At 58.2% G+C, this 15,005-nt stretch carries 14 protein-coding genes; 11 read left to right on the forward strand and 3 right to left on the reverse strand.

The genetic code is table 11. The features are described from left to right. Positions 1-81: 81 nt before the first annotated feature. Entirely contained in the window at positions 82-966 is an 885-nt protein-coding gene (locus RQI55_RS02090) for a MurR/RpiR family transcriptional regulator (protein WP_243255465.1), read from the reverse strand. Positions 967-1,146: 180 nt separating this feature from the next. Between RQI55_RS02090 and RQI55_RS02095 the strand changes: the two genes are divergently transcribed. From RQI55_RS02095 to RQI55_RS02130, 8 genes are all read left to right on the forward strand, one after another. Beyond that, positions 1,147-1,920 (forward strand): N-formylglutamate amidohydrolase, encoded by a 774-nt coding sequence (locus tag RQI55_RS02095; RefSeq protein WP_311272270.1) that lies wholly within the window; start codon positions 1,147-1,149, stop codon positions 1,918-1,920. A 174-nt stretch (positions 1,921-2,094) separates the two neighbouring features. After that, positions 2,095-3,609, forward strand: coding sequence for an amino acid permease (locus tag RQI55_RS02100; RefSeq protein ID WP_311272269.1), 1,515 nt, complete (start codon positions 2,095-2,097; stop codon positions 3,607-3,609). A 62-nt stretch (positions 3,610-3,671) separates the two neighbouring features. Then, on the forward strand, positions 3,672-5,039 hold the full coding sequence (locus tag RQI55_RS02105; protein WP_311272268.1) for a glutamine synthetase family protein: 1,368 nt from the start codon (positions 3,672-3,674) through the stop codon (positions 5,037-5,039). 32 nt (positions 5,040-5,071) lie between these two features. After that, the gene (locus RQI55_RS02110) at positions 5,072-6,460 is read left to right on the forward strand and encodes an aldehyde dehydrogenase family protein (RefSeq protein WP_243255472.1); all 1,389 of its coding nucleotides are present in this window, start codon (positions 5,072-5,074) and stop codon (positions 6,458-6,460) included. Then, complete coding sequence (locus tag RQI55_RS02115; RefSeq protein ID WP_243255474.1) at positions 6,457-7,602, forward strand: iron-containing alcohol dehydrogenase; 1,146 nt, start codon at positions 6,457-6,459, stop codon at positions 7,600-7,602. The genes RQI55_RS02110 and RQI55_RS02115 overlap by 4 nt, the downstream gene beginning before the upstream one ends. A 670-nt stretch (positions 7,603-8,272) precedes the next feature. Then, positions 8,273-8,986 (forward strand): ParA family protein, encoded by a 714-nt coding sequence (locus RQI55_RS02120; RefSeq protein WP_042617239.1) that lies wholly within the window; start codon positions 8,273-8,275, stop codon positions 8,984-8,986. 66 nt (positions 8,987-9,052) lie between these two features. Next, the gene (locus tag RQI55_RS02125; RefSeq protein ID WP_243255475.1) at positions 9,053-9,697 is read left to right on the forward strand and encodes a TetR/AcrR family transcriptional regulator; all 645 of its coding nucleotides are present in this window, start codon (positions 9,053-9,055) and stop codon (positions 9,695-9,697) included. Between the two features lie 49 nt (positions 9,698-9,746). Further along, complete coding sequence (locus RQI55_RS02130; protein WP_243255476.1) at positions 9,747-10,976, forward strand: MFS transporter; 1,230 nt, start codon at positions 9,747-9,749, stop codon at positions 10,974-10,976. Positions 10,977-11,010: 34 nt separating this feature from the next. Here the strand turns inward: RQI55_RS02130 and RQI55_RS02135 are convergent, their stop codons facing one another. Further along, entirely contained in the window at positions 11,011-11,661 is a 651-nt protein-coding gene (locus tag RQI55_RS02135) for a histidine phosphatase family protein (protein ID WP_243255477.1), read from the reverse strand. A 123-nt stretch (positions 11,662-11,784) separates the two neighbouring features. Beyond that, positions 11,785-13,134 (reverse strand): L,D-transpeptidase, encoded by a 1,350-nt coding sequence (locus RQI55_RS02140; RefSeq protein ID WP_279290441.1) that lies wholly within the window; start codon positions 13,132-13,134, stop codon positions 11,785-11,787. A 178-nt stretch (positions 13,135-13,312) separates the two neighbouring features. Between RQI55_RS02140 and RQI55_RS02145 the strand changes: the two genes are divergently transcribed. From RQI55_RS02145 to RQI55_RS02155, 3 genes are all read left to right on the forward strand, one after another. Beyond that, complete coding sequence (locus RQI55_RS02145) at positions 13,313-14,152, forward strand: DUF4432 family protein (RefSeq protein ID WP_243255479.1); 840 nt, start codon at positions 13,313-13,315, stop codon at positions 14,150-14,152. Positions 14,153-14,275: 123 nt separating this feature from the next. Beyond that, positions 14,276-14,614 carry a TIGR01244 family sulfur transferase gene (locus tag RQI55_RS02150; protein WP_042617235.1) on the forward strand — a complete coding sequence of 113 codons (339 nt, stop codon included), beginning with the start codon at positions 14,276-14,278 and terminating at the stop codon, positions 14,612-14,614. A 42-nt stretch (positions 14,615-14,656) separates the two neighbouring features. Then, complete coding sequence (locus RQI55_RS02155; protein WP_042617234.1) at positions 14,657-14,998, forward strand: RidA family protein; 342 nt, start codon at positions 14,657-14,659, stop codon at positions 14,996-14,998. Positions 14,999-15,005 lie beyond the last annotated feature (7 nt).

A 15,005-nucleotide genomic window follows, 5' to 3' on the forward strand; every position in this document is an offset into this window, starting at 1 on the left:
CATTGCGCCCATTCGTCGCCATGATATTTAAGAAACGACATAAATAATTCGTGTTGCGCCTTTCCCCTCTGAAGCCGCTTCTCACTTCTCCTCATTTTTCGGTTTTCGAAAAAGGCGGGTCTGTTCGAACAGGCCTTCCAGCGAATTCATGCGCTTGCGGGTCTCATCCCAGCCATTGTTCTGCACCGCTTCGATCAGGGCTTCCACGACGAAGAGCGTCACCACGGAACTGTCCCAGGCCGATGGCGCTTCAATGCGCACGCGGAATGTGTGTTCGGCAAAGCGGGACACGGGGGAGGTCCACTGGTCGGTGAACAGCAGAATGCGCACGTCATTGTCATGCGCCACCTGTGCCAGCGTCACCATATCCTGCTCGTAGCGCCTGATGTCGAAGATCACCAGAACATCGCCAGCATTCATGTTCAGCATATATTGCGGCCATGAGCTGGAATTGGATGACATCAGCGCCGTCTTGGGGCGGATGACCTGCATGTGGGTGAAAAAATATTCCGCAATGGCGCCGGTAATGCGCCCACCGACGAAGTAGATGCTGCGTTTTCTGTCGGCCAGAAGGGCGGCGGCATTGTCGAAGGATGCCGTATCGAGATCGCTCAGCGTATCGCGTAAGTTTCCAGTGATGGCATCGGCAAACCGGTTGAGAATATGCAGGCCGGGCGCGTTGCTGGCCCATCGGTCATGCTTGGTAATCGGGTTGGAAATGGTGGCATCCAGCTCCTGATGCAGCCGTGCCTGAAACTCAGGGTACCCCTTGAAGCCGAGCTTCTGCACCATGCGCGCAACGGTTGGCGTCGAGACGCCGGCGTTTTCGGCAACCACGGTCATGCTACCCAGCCCGGATACCGGGTAATTGCCGAGAAGACTTTCCGCAAGGCGCTTTTCGGCACGCGTCAGGCTCTCGTAGTGAGCCTGGATAACGTCCGAAACGGTCGCGGCTGAAGTGTGCAAATTTTTCCCCTAGCCGGTCTTTTCGCCGGTCTGTTAGCGCAGATTAAGATACGGGGGGCGAGCGGAGTCAATCAAAAAAATGAAGAGAATATTTCAAAAATCATTTGACACTTCGGCGTGTGTGAAGAATTCTTTCCCAACTGTCGGGGGACAGTGATGTTGGCAGCGGGGGGGTACACCATGACGGTGCAAACGACGTTTTTCACACATGACGAGCCTGCGCCCGTTGTCGTGGAAAATCCGCACGGTGCAGGCCGTGTGCTGCTGGTCTGCGAACATGCCTCTTGCACCATGCCAGCCCGCTACGGCACCCTTGGCTTGAGCGAAGATGTGTTGAGAAGCCATATTGCCTGGGACCCCGGCGCATTGGCTGTCGCAAGGCTCCTGTCGCAAAGTCTGGATGCGACGCTGATCTACCAGAATTATTCCCGCCTGATCTATGATTGCAATCGCCCGCCGGAATCGGCCTCGGCCATGCCTGTCATCAGCGAGATCTACAATATTCCGGGCAATCTGGCTCTTGATGATGCAGAGCGTTTTGCCCGCACGGCGGCACTCTATATCCCCTTCCAGTCCGGCGTCCGCGACCTGATTGACGCCAAGGGCGAGGCGGGTATCGAGACCGTTCTCGTCACCATGCACAGCTTCACCCCCGTCTATCACGGCAAGCACCGAGAGGTGGAAATCGGACTTTTGCATGATGCCGATGCGCGGCTGGTGGATGCGATGATGGAGCATGCAGAGGGCAGCAATTTCCGGGTCGAGCGCAACGAACCCTATGGCCCGCAGGATGGTGTCACGCACACGCTGCGCCTGCATGCGCTCCCCGGCGGGCTGTTGAACGTCATGATCGAGGTCCGAAACGACCTCATCGAAAATGAGGAGGGGCAGCGGGCTGCTGCCGATTTTCTGAGCGGACTTTTGAAAAAGGCAATCGCCGCTCACAGCCCATGAGGACTTGAGGACAATGAAGACCGCTGCATATCCACAAGAAGGCCATGAGGCCCGGAATGCAGCGTGGGAACAGCAGACGTGCAGGGCGTGGTGGGTTTGCCCATCATGCCGAAACTGGGGCAAAATCGGCCATTCCGGCTGACAGCCTGTTTTTCTTGTTCAGGAGAGAACGGCATGGACAGTTCATCATCAGGCGTCAGCTATAAGAAAGCTGATGCATCCTATTTCGAAAAAAGAGGACTTTCACGTTACGCGGGCGTCTGGTCGCTCTGGGCGCTCGGCGTCGGTGCGGTCATTTCAGGCCATTTTTCCGGCTGGAACTTCGGCTTTGCCACCGGCGGCTGGGGCGGCATGCTGGTTGCGGGCATCATCATCGCCATCATGTATCTGGGGCTCACATTTTCCATCGCCGAAATGAGCCCGGCACTGCCGCACACAGGTGCTGCCTATTCTTTTGCGCGCACGGCCATGGGCCCATGGGGCGGCTTCATCACAGGGCTGTGTGAAAACGTCGAATATGTTCTCACCCCCGCCGTCATCGTCACCTTCATTACGGCCTATGTGAACTCCATTCTGGGGCTGGATCCCGTTTACTCGCCGCTCTTATGGGTGCTGTTCTACGCCATCTTCCTCGCGCTGAACGTCTACGGGCTTGAACTATCCTTCAAGGTAACGCTGGTTATCACGCTGATATCGCTCGCTGTTCTCGTCTTCTTCTGGATCAGCGCCATCCCGAACATGGATTTCTCACGCTGGGCGCTCAACATCGGCGTCGGCCCGGACGGTGCGGCAGTTGAACTTCCCGAAGGCAATGGCTCCTTCTTCCCCTTCGGCTTTTCTGGCGTTCTGGCTACGCTGCCCTTTGCGGTCTGGCTGTTCCTCGCCATCGAGCAGCTTCCGCTGGCAGCCGAAGAATCGGTGGATCCCAAGCGCGATATGCCCAAGGGCATCATTCTCGGCATCATCACATTGATGGTTTCGGCTTTCATGATCGTGCTGCTCAACCCCTCGCTGCCCGGCATCGGCGCGTTCCATCTCGGCTCATCGCTGGAGCCGTTGCTGGATGGTTTCAAGGCTGTCTATGGTGATGGTGGCGTGGTTCTCCTGGGGTTCGTGGCTCTCACAGGCCTCATCGCCAGCTTCCACACCATCCTTTATGCGCAGGGTCGCCAGATCTACTCGCTCTCGCGGGCGGGTTATTTCCCAACGCTTCTGTCGGTCACGCACTCCAAGTTCAAGACGCCGCATGTCGCCATGCTCACAGGCGCGCTCATTGGCCTTACTGTCATGATGATCATCTGGTTTGCGCTAGGTGCGACGCAGGGCGGCAGCATCATCGGCAGCGTGTTGCTCAACATGGCGGTGTTCGGCGCGATGTTCTCTTACATCATGCAGGCCATCTCCTTCATCATGCTGCGCCGTAACCTGCCGGATATCGAGCGTCCTTTCCGCTCGCCACTCGGCATTCCCGGCGCGGTCCTCACCATCATCATTGCCGTCATAACCTTGCTCTATCAGGTGCAGGACCCGAACTTCACCAAGGGCGTCATCTGGGTTGCGCTGTGGTTTGCCGTCGCGATTGCCTATTTCGCGCTGGTCGGCCGTCACCGCCTCATTCTTTCACCGGAAGAGGAATTTGCACTGGAGCATAAGCAGGCTGCACTCAATGCGGCGGCGTCAAAAGCTTGAACTAACTCCAAAGGGCGACCGGCAACGGTCGCCCCATTTGAACAACAGGGAACGAGAAAATCATGACGACCTACACATTCGACGAATTGAAGAAGGATGTCGCTGAGCGGCGCATAGACACGGTTCTGGCATGCGTCGTGGATATGCAGGGTCGTCTGATGGGGAAACGGTTTCAGGCTGAGTTCTTCGTGGAAAGCGCCTATGAAGAAACCCATTGCTGCAACTATCTGCTGGCAACCGATATGGAGATGGAAACCGTTCCCGGTTACAAATCCGCCGGTTGGGACAAGGGCTATGGCGATTATACGCTAAAGCCAGACCTCTCCACCCTGCGGCGGGTGCCGTGGCTGGAAGGTACGGCACTTGTGCTATGCGATGCCTATGACCACCACACCCATGCCGAAGTGGCGCATTCTCCGCGCGCCATTTTGAAGAAGCAGGTGGCGCGGCTGGAGGCCATGGGCCTCAAGGCCTTCATGGCCACAGAGCTGGAATTCTTCCTGTTCGACCAGAGTTTCGAGAACGCCCGTGCCGGTGGCTACCGCGATCTGAAGCCCGCAAGCCCCTATAGCGAGGACTACCACATCTTCCAGACGACCAAGGAAGAAGAGGTGATGCGCGCTATCAGAAACAATCTGCAAGCCGCTGGTATTCCGATTGAAAATTCCAAGGGCGAAGCCTGCGCCGGTCAGGTCGAGCTCAATGTACGTTACGCCGATGCGCTTGTTATGGCCGACCGCCACGCCATCATCAAGAATGCCTGCAAGGAAATTGCCTGGTCCAAGGGCAAGGCCGTCACCTTCCTTGCCAAGTGGAATTACGATGCCGCTGGCAGCTCCTCGCACATTCACCAGTCGCTGTGGAGCCCGGATGGCAAGACGCCCATGTTCCTCGATAAGAACGGCGAATACGGCATGTCGGATATGATGCGTCATTACGTGGCGGGGCTTCTGGCCCATGCCAGCGAGACGACCTATTTCCTCGCGCCCTATATTAACTCCTACAAGCGTTACATGGCTGGCACATTCGCGCCCACCAAGGCTGTGTGGAGCCTGGATAACCGCACGGCGGGCTACCGCCTCTGCGGTGCCGATAGCAAGGGTATCCGCATCGAGTGCCGCATTGGCGGGTCAGATATCAATCCGCATCTTGCCATGGCGGCCTTGATTGCGGCAGGTCTTGACGGCATCGAAAACAAGTTGGAACTTGAAGCCCAGTTTGAAGGCGATGCCTATGGCGGCAAGAACATAAGGGAGATCCCCAAAACGCTGCGCGATGCGACCGAACACCTCAATGGTTCAAAGATGCTGCGCAGCGCGTTTGGGGAAGATGTTGTCGATCACTATGTTCGCGCCGCAAAGTGGGAGCAGGAAGAATATGACCGCCGCATCACCGATTGGGAAGTCGCGCGCGGTTTTGAACGGGCATAACAACACCTAAAGTTACAGAAAGAACCACCATCATGGTCATGATCCAGAATATTTCGCCGATCGACGGTTCGGTTTATGCCGAGCGCGAGGCGATGTCGCTGGACGCGGCACGGGCTGCCGTATCGAAAGTGCGCGCCGCGCAAAAGTCCTGGGCGCGCCGCCCCTTGGAAGATCGCGTTCAGCTGGTGCTGAAAGGCGTGGCGCGGCTGAATGAGATGGCCGCAGAAGTCGTGCCGGAACTGGCCCATATGATGGGCCGTCCGGTGCGCTATGGCGGTGAGTTCAAGGGCTTCAACGAACGCTCCAACTATGTCGCGACGATTGCAGCCGACGCACTTGCGCCTCTGGTCATCGAGGAAAGCGGTAATTTCGAACGCCGCATCGAGCGTGAAGCCCATGGCGTTGTCTTCGTTATCGCGCCGTGGAACTACCCCTATATGACGGCCATCAACACCATCGCGCCCGCGCTTATGGCTGGCAACACGGTTGCCATCAAGCACGCCGCGCAGACGCTGCTGGTGGGCGAGCGCATGGTGCGCGCCTTCGTGGAAGCGGGCGTGCCGGAGGATGTGTTCATCAACCTCTTCCTCGATCACCAGACCACATCGGCGCTGATTTCCGAAGGCCTGTTCAACTTCGTCAATTTCACCGGCTCCGTCGAAGGCGGTCGCGCCATTGAGCGTGCCGCTGCCGGTACCTTCACCGGCCTTGGTCTGGAGCTCGGTGGCAAGGACCCCGGCTATGTCATGGAAGACGCGGATCTGGATGCGGCGGTCGATACGCTGATGGATGGCGCGACGTTCAATTCCGGGCAATGCTGCTGCGGCATCGAGCGTATCTATGTCAACGAATCCCTGTATGACGCTTTCGTTGAAAAGTCCGTGGCCTGGGTGTCCAACTACAAGCTTGGCAATCCGCTTGAGCAGGAAACGACGCTGGGGCCGATGGCCAACAAGCGTTTTGCCAAGGTGGTGCGCCAGCAGGTGGCGGATGCCGTTTCCAGGGGCGCGAAGGCGCTGGTCGATCCCAAACTCTTTGCCGCAGATGATGGCGAAAGCGCCTATGTCGCGCCGCAGATCCTCGTCAATGTCGATCACTCCATGGAATTCATGACCGAAGAAACCTTCGGCCCTGCCGTTGGCATCATGAAGGTCAAGAACGATGACGAAGCCATCGCGCTGATGAACGACAGCAAATACGGCCTCACCGCATCGCTGTGGACGCAGGACGCGGCAAGGGCAGGGCGCATTGGCCGCGAGATTGAAACCGGCACCGTTTTCATGAACCGCGCTGACTATCTCGACCCCGCTCTGTGCTGGACCGGCGTCAAGGATACCGGTCGCGGCGGCTCGCTTTCGGTCATCGGCTTCCAGAACCTGACCCGTCCAAAATCCTACCATTTGAAGAAAGTCACCAAATGAACATCGTCGCAAACTGGAGCTATCCAACCCCGATCAAGATGGGACGCGGCCGCATCAAGGAACTGGCCGACGCCTGCAAGACGCTGGGCATGAAAAAGCCGTTGCTGGTCACCGACCGTGGCCTGGCCACCATGGCCATCACCGGCCACGCACTGGATATTCTGGAAGAGGCAGGCCTTGGTCGCGCTCTCTTTTCCGATGTCGATCCCAACCCCAACGAGATCAATCTCGAAGCGGGCGTGAAAGCCTTCAAGGATGGCGGCCATGATGGCGTCGTCGCCTTCGGCGGCGGTTCGGGGCTGGATCTGGGCAAGGCCGTTGCCTTCATGGCTGGCCAGACGCGCCCCGTCTGGGATTTCGAGGATGTTGGTGACTGGTGGACCCGCGCCAACTCCGATGGCATTGCGCCCATCGTCGCCGTGCCCACCACCGCAGGCACGGGCTCGGAAGTGGGACGCGCCAGCGTCATCACCAATTCCAAAACTCACGTCAAAAAGATCATCTTCCATCCGAAATTCCTGCCCGGCGTCGTGATCTGCGATCCGGACCTCACCGTCGGCATGCCCAAGGCCATCACCGTTGGCACCGGCATGGATGCCTTTGCCCATTGCCTGGAAGCCTATTCCTCGCCCTTCTTCCACCCGATGAGCGCCGGCATCGCGCTTGAGGGCATGCGTCTGGTCAAGGAATACCTGCCGCGCGCCCATAAGGACGGAACCGATATCGAAGCTCGCTCCAACATGATGGCCGCCGCCGCCATGGGTGCCGTGGCCTTCCAGAAGGGGCTTGGCGCCATTCATGCGCTCTCGCATCCCATCGGCGCGGTTTACAACACCCATCACGGCATGACCAACGCCGTCGTCATGCCCGCCGTTCTGCGCTTCAACCGCCCGGCAATTGAAGAAAAGATCGCCCGCGCCGCTGCCTATCTCGGCATTGAAGGCGGCTTTGATGGTTTCTACAATTACGTGCTGGAGCTGCGCCACGAACTCGGCGTTCCGGAAAACCTGACCGCACTCGGCATCAAGCCCGACCGCGTGGATGAACTGACGGCAGAAGCCATCAAAGACCCAAGCTGCGGCGGCAACCCCGTGGCAATGACGGCTGAAAACACCAAGGCGCTGTTTCTTGAGTGCTTCTAACGGTTGAGCCTTGCTGGCGGGTGCCTTGCACCCGCTGGCGGCTTATGCCGATGCGGCGAGAGAGAATGATGTCAGGCACGTCTTCTCCCCAGCAAAAATAAAATAAAAAAGTTTTCTCAATCTCCCAAAGACCCATGCCTACAATCTGCGCATCTTCACTGTTCGCCATGTATCGCGAGACATGAGCGGGCAGGTGAAGAGTGGTGGCTGGCCGCAGACGTGTGGCTATCCATCAGATGATAGGACCTGTCGGCCCGACCATTTGGCCTCGAAATTCCATTAACGGGTTTCGGGCAGGCCAAGCGGGAAGGCGGCAGGAATTTAATGGACGACAATCCGGGCCGGATCATTCACGATCCGGTCTGGATAGACTTTGAGACCTTGAGGCCACGCAAATGCGCAGCCAACACCAACACACCACAGACAACCCCGCATTTGCGTGGTTTCTCTTGGGGGATGATGGATCAATCACGGGCGTAACGCGCGGCGTGACCGGCGAAGCTTGTCCTGTTTTTTGATAGTTCTAAACGGACGTGAGTGACGGCACTGCCTAAAATAGCATCCATCGTTACCAATTCATTAACCATATTGGTTAACAATATATCACGCACCATGAATATGGCGGTGCGTTGAAGAGCGATGATTTCAGGCTCTGCATTCGGGGGGCCTTATGCCAGTTATTACATTCGCAAATACGAAGGGCGGCGCAGGAAAAACCACTGCCGTTTTGCTGCTTGCCACCGAACTTGCCCGCATGGGTCACCGCGTCACCGTGTTGGATGCCGATCCGCAATTGTGGATTTCGCGTTGGGCAGACATGTCTGGCCCGATGCGCAACCTCTCCATCATCTCCAACGTCACCATGGCGTCGATGGAGACCCATATTCGCGAGAACAAAGCCAATACCGACTGTTTCATCATCGATCTGCCCGGCACCAAGAACCCGCTTTTGACTATGGCGCTCGGTATTTCAGACCACGTGCTGATCCCGGTTCAGGGTTCCGCCATGGATGCGCGTGGCGCTGCCGAAGTGCTTGAACATCTCGAGTTTCTGGATCGCAAGATGGGCATTAAGGTGGAGCATTCCGTCGTGCTGACCCGCGTCAATGCCATGATCAGCACCCGCTCCATGCTGGTGGTCAAGGCACTCATGGCCGAAAAGAACGTGCGCGTTCTCAACACGCCCATCGCCGAGCGCGCCGCATTCCGCGATGTTTTCGATTGTGGCGGCACGCTTGAGGCGCTGGACTGTCACAAGGTCAGCAATGTCGACAAGGCGCTGGAGAATGTGCGCAGCTTCGCAAACGAGGTGCTGCGCCTGATGCCGGCACGCGTTATTCGGTCAGACCGCGATATGAAATTCTTCCGCCGCAGCGCCGCCTGAAAACGAAGCACTTGCATGCGTCCGACCCTTCAAGGAGCCGGGCGCATTATTTTGCTTGATTTGGAAATGATCGTTTCCTATATTGCCTGCATGAGCAACACACAGGCATCCTCACCCTCCATGCGCCAACGCGGTCGTCCGCGTGAATTCGATGTCGATACGGCCATCGATAAGGCCATCGGCGTGTTTGCCGAACGCGGCTTCCACGCCACCTCGGTTGGAGATCTGAGTGAGGCGATGGAGCTGACGCAGGGCAGTCTCTACAAGGCCTTCAAGGACAAGAAGGATATCTACATCGCCGCTGTGGAGCGTTACCGTCTCGTGCAGACGAAGCGTTTTGAAGCTTATATCCAGACGGCCAGGACCGGGCGGGAAAAGCTTCTGGCATCCATGAACTTTTACGCGGATGCCTGTCTTGGCAAATCCGGCGGGCAGGGGTGCATCATCGTGGGTGCGGCTGCCGATCTCGCCTCTCTGGACGAGGATATGGCGCGTGTGGTGCGCGGTGCCATTGAGGCGCGTGAGAAAATTTTGGCGCGTCTGGTGCGTGAAGGGCAGGCAGATGGCTCGGTCTCAAAGGCAATGGATGCGGATGCGCTGGCGAGGACGGCCCTGTGCCTCCTCTATGGCATGCGCGTGGTCGGCAAGACGGGCCTTTCCAAGCAACAATTAGACGGCATTGTCGAAGTCGCCATGAAGGTCTTCGACTGATTTTGCTGCGCATTTTGGAAATGAATATTTCCTAATTAGGAGACTTGAGATGACATCGACAGTGCTTGGCGCAGAGCCCGCACAGGAAGAGGCGATCTCTTCGGCCATGATTTTTCTGCTGGCGAGTGCCTGTGGATTGATCTGCGCCAATATCTACTACGCCCAGCCGCTTGCGGGCATGATTGCTGCAGAACTCGGATTGTCAGCCGGAGCAACCGGGTTGATCGTGACGCTGACGCAGATCGGTTACGGCCTGGGTTTGCTGTTTGTGGTGCCGTTGGGTGACCTCATCGAGAACAGGAAGCTGATTGTCATCACTGTTGCCATGGCCGTTGCGGCGCTGGTTGCGGCAGCGGTCGCACCGCATTCGGCACAGTTTCTTGTCGCAGTGTTTCTCATTGGCGTCAGCTCCGTTGCGGTGCAGATGATCGTGCCTTTGGCGGCGCATATGACGCCGCCTGCCACGCGAGGCCGCGTTGTCGGCAGCGTCATGAGCGGGTTGATGGTCGGCATCATGCTGGCGCGGCCTGTCTCCAGCCTGCTGTCTGAATTCATTTCATGGCGCGGCGTCTTCTTCATGTCGGCAGCTGTCATGGCCGTGCTGGCGGTGGTTCTCTACCGTCTTTTGCCGCGCCGCATGCCGGATGCGAAGCTTCCATACCGCAGCCTGCTGGCCTCCATGGACAAGCTTGCCGTCAGCACACCGCTGCTGCAACGGCGCGCTCTCTATCAGGCTGGCATGTTTTCAGCGTTCAGCCTGTTCTGGACGGTGACACCCCTTTATCTGAGCGGCCCAGCCTTCCGGCTGTCGCAAGGTGAAATTGCGCTGTTTGCGCTGGCGGGGGCAGCCGGTGCCGTTGCCGCACCCATTGCCGGACGGATGGCGGACCGTGGCTGGACCTGGGGTGCCACACTGGCTGCATTGCTGGCGGCAATGGCGTCGTTCCTCATCACCCACATCGCGCCGGAAGGCTCACATCTATCGCTGGCGCTGCTCGTCGTTGCGGCCATCGTGCTGGATTTCGCCGTCACCACCAATCTTGTGCTGGGTCAGCGCGCTATCTTCACTCTGGGGGCGGAGTTCCGCAGCCGATTGAACGGCATCTTCATGGCAACCTTCTTCATGGGCGGCGCGGCTGGTTCCGCACTCGGCGGCTGGGCCTATGCGACAGGACAATGGACCGCCGCCTCATGGCTTGGCTTTACCCTGCCAGCACTCGCCTTCGCTTTTTTCCTCACGGAGCGTCGGTCTGAGAAGCGCCGCATGCGCCTGGGGTAATTTCCCTTTGCCTGATACGCAGCCGTTACGAAACTCAGGAATTTCGTGAGGGCTCAAGCTTCAGATGGGAGGCGTCAGCCAGTGAGATCACAGCCCGACTGCGGAAAAAGTCGTCTTGACGGAGATGCGTGATGCTTCCCGACTTTGCGGGGAAGCTAAGGAAGCCGGAGGCATCAATCGGTATCTTCATCCATGCGGCGATGACCATGCTCAGTGTGAAGCCGTGGGTCACAATGATTTGGGTTGCGCATGGCCGATCTAAAATCGCATCCACGCAGGGAAAGACGCGGGTCGCGACATCGCGTCGGGTTTCTGCGCCTTCGATCCCGCAATCGTAATCCAGCCGATCGTCATCCGGGGCGGGCCTATAGCGCGCATCGAGCCATTCTTGCGGCTGCCCGCCCGCGACGCCATAGCTGATTTCGCGCAGATTGGCTGTTTCCACCACGTTTACACGGAGGCGTCGGGCAATAGCTTCGGCTGTCTGGGATGCCCTGAGAAGGTCAGAGCTGTGGATTTCCACCGGTCGCTGCCCTAAGAGCATCGCCAGACGTTCTGCGGTGGCCTCGGCATCACGCTGACCGCGAGGCGTGAGGTCAGTATCATACCAGCCTCCAACTTTGTTCTCCACATGATGGATGGACTCCGTATGGGTCACGACAAAGAGGTCTTTCAAGGATGCCATCCCTCAGGTTCCTTTCGCACAAGCCGAATTCAGACGTGAAAGGACTCGATCCTGATTCTGATGTGAATTCCACATAAAAAAAGCCCGGCGCTTGAGCCGGGCCTTTTTGGGTTTGAAAGCTGCTTATTCGGCGAATTCGACAACCACGCCGGGGCGGACCATTTTGGCCAGTTCCGTTGCATCCCAGTTGGTCAGGCGGATACAGCCATGGCTGTTGGTCTTGCCGATCTTGGATGGTTCTGGAGTGCCGTGGATGCCGTAGGTCGGCTTGGAGAGCGCGATCCAGACCGTGCCCACAGGACCGTTGGGGCCGGGCGGAATCTGCAGGATCTGGGTGTTCTGGCCCTGGGTGAAGTTGATCTTCGGGTTATAGGTATAGCCCGGATTAAGCGCGATGCGCTCCACCGTGTGCGTGCCGGATGGCGATGGCGTGTCTGAAGAGCCGATAGTGGCAGGGTAGGCGGCAATCAGAAGGCCGCCTTCATCATAGGCGAAGACCTGCCGGATGCCCTTATGCGCCACGATGCGCGCAACCTGGCCCTTTTTCGTCTCGCCGGGGCTGACCACCTTGATGATGGTACCGGGTACGGTGAAATCGACGCCGGGGTTCAGCTCTTTCAGATAGGTCTCATCCATGTGGAAACGCTCTGCCAGCGCTTCTGACGTGGAAGTGTAGGCCATGGCTGGAAGCTGCGCTTTTTCGGCATAGTCATCGGGAATGGAAGCGACATACGGGCCAGCCGCATCAGCCGCCGTAATCGTGTAATCCACGATGGCCATGCCGCCGGTGTTGCGCAGGCGCTCCAGAATATCCTCGGTGTTGTTGGGGTCGAGGCGCTCACCGGTCATGTCCTGCCAGGCGGCAATGGCCTTGTCGACATTATCGCCCATCTTGCCATCGATCACGCCGGGCGAAATGCCCTCGCGGTCCAGAAAGACCTGAAGTGCCACGATTTCCTGACGTGAACGGTTGACCGGCGCCGTGACCGGCTGGTTACGCTCGATCAGGTGATCGGGCTGTGGCACGGCAGCCGTTGTGCTTTCACCGGGAATGGGTTCTCCCAACGGGCCGCTTTCAACCGCGCCGGGGCGGGAAACGGAGCCGGTATAGGGATCGATATCGCTGCCATCGCCGCGATATTCCCGGTAATCCTGACCACCAATGTTGCCACGGGCACCATATTCCTGCTGCGGCTCGCGCATCTGGCCGGGGGCAGGCGGGTAATAATTATCGTTCTGCTGCGGATAATAGGGATCGCGACGACCACCGCCGTTTGGCATCTCGGTCGCGACAAGATTGCCGTAGCGATCATAATAGACCGTGCGACCCATGCGGTCTCGGCTGATCACAATATCGCCACGCTCTGGCATGAACTCAAGCACACGACCATCGGGCGAAACCAGCATGGGTTGCTGGGCCTGTGCATGGACGGGCACAAGCAAAGGGGTCGCCGCGACAGCGAGAGAGAACATTGCGTTAATTAAAAGTTTCACGATTCTGCGATCCCTTGGGTTCTTGCCCAATACACACACGTTAATCTTGACCCTATTGTGAAAAAGGTGAATTCGAAGTTAACGCAATCTTAATTTTACAACACGGCGATAGCATTTGCGTGATCGCCGTGTCGATGAGTGATTGAAGGAACCTTCCATGCGTGCTCTGAAAGCCGGAAAATCCCCCACCATCTTGTTAGACGAAACGTCTGTGCTCGATATCGGCTCCTGCATTGTCGATGGCACCGATATCGCTCCCGGAAGAGCCATTCCCGATGATGGCGACCCACGGATTGACCATTCCCTCGAAGGCTTCCTGTTTACCTGTGGACCCGACCACATCCGCCATCCGCAGCCCATAGCGGGGGCGGCGATTGGGGAGAAATACCCGTTGCACGGTTCTTTTTCGTCGCATGCAGCCGAGATAACGGATTGGGTGGTGTCGGACGATAATGCGCTGGCAGCCGCAAGGGTTCCCGTGCGGCTGGCGGATGGTGGAACGGCGCTGCTGAAACGCGAGTGGCGGATTGACGGGGCGACGGGTGTGGTCAGCCTTGAAGACGTTGTCACCAACACCAGTGACCGTGCCCAGCCGGTTTTTCACATGTACCACATGAATGTGGGTGCACGTTTGTTTGATGACGGCGTGAAGCTTTCCGGTGCCATGTTCGAGGGTGGCGGTTTTGGCTGGCGGTTTGGGGAGGAGCCGGGCGGAGTGTTCTGTGTGCCTGCGGGCGTGGGCACGCAAGGCTGGGCGGAAATGACGCTGGGGCCGATTGCCGCCATTGGCGGGAAGACGCTGAAGGTGGCATTTCGAACCGATACGCTGCCGCACCTGCAGATGTGGCGCAACCAGAGCGACCCGGCGCATGTGATGGGCATCGAGCCGGTTTCGCACCGCTGGGTGGATCGCAGCGAGTTGGAGGCTGCGGGTGAGTTTATCATGCTGCAACCGGGCGAAAGCCGCTCCTATGGCTTGCGGTTTTCCATTCTCTGAACAGGCTTCTATTTGGAAAGGCGTGTCATTGACGCACCGGTTTTAACCCCTTACACCGGGTTCGGAATTTGGGACGGCGAGGGGCAAGACACCCGATTGCCGCCATCAGCGGAGGACATGAAAATGGATATCAGGCGCATTGACGACGAATATTCCGTAACCGGACAGATCAGCGTTGCCGATCTCGACGAGGTCCAGGCGCTCGGCTTCAAATCCATCGTCTGCCACCGCCCAGACGGTGAAGAAGAGGGGCAGCCGCAGTTTGCCGACATCGCAGAACGCGCCGAGGCGCTGGGCATTGCAGTTGCGCATGTGCCGGTTGGCCGATTTGGCGTGGATGCCGATGCGGTTGCTGGCATGGTGGATGCTCTGGATGAGCTGCAACGCCCCATGCTGGGTTACTGCCGCTCCGGCGCGCGTTCCACAGCCATTTACGAAAAGACCCACCACCTGCGCGGCTGAGTTTCAGCGGCCAAGGATATTAGATAAACAGGAGATTTCAGCATGAGCATCAAGCGTATCGAACCCGGCAAGCGCATGAGCGCCGCAGTCGTTCACGGCAACACCGTTTATCTCGCCGGTCAGGTTGGCGAAGGCACGTCCGTGACGGAGCAGAGCAAGTCTGCACTGGCCGAAGTCGATCGCCTTCTGGCGCTGGCTGGCTCCGACAAGTCGAAGATCCTTCAGACGATCATCTACATCTCGGACATGTCCACCTTCGGCGAAATGAACGCCGTATGGGAAGCTTGGATCGACCCTGCCAACCCACCAGCCCGCGCCACCAGCGAAGCAGCATTGGCAACGCCGGATTACAAGGTCGAGTTCATTGTGACTGCCGCTATTTGAGTGGTTT

The organism is Rhizobium sp. WCS2018Hpa-16, from assembly GCF_031843705.1.
GTDB lineage: Bacteria > Pseudomonadota > Alphaproteobacteria > Rhizobiales > Rhizobiaceae > Agrobacterium > Agrobacterium tumefaciens_C.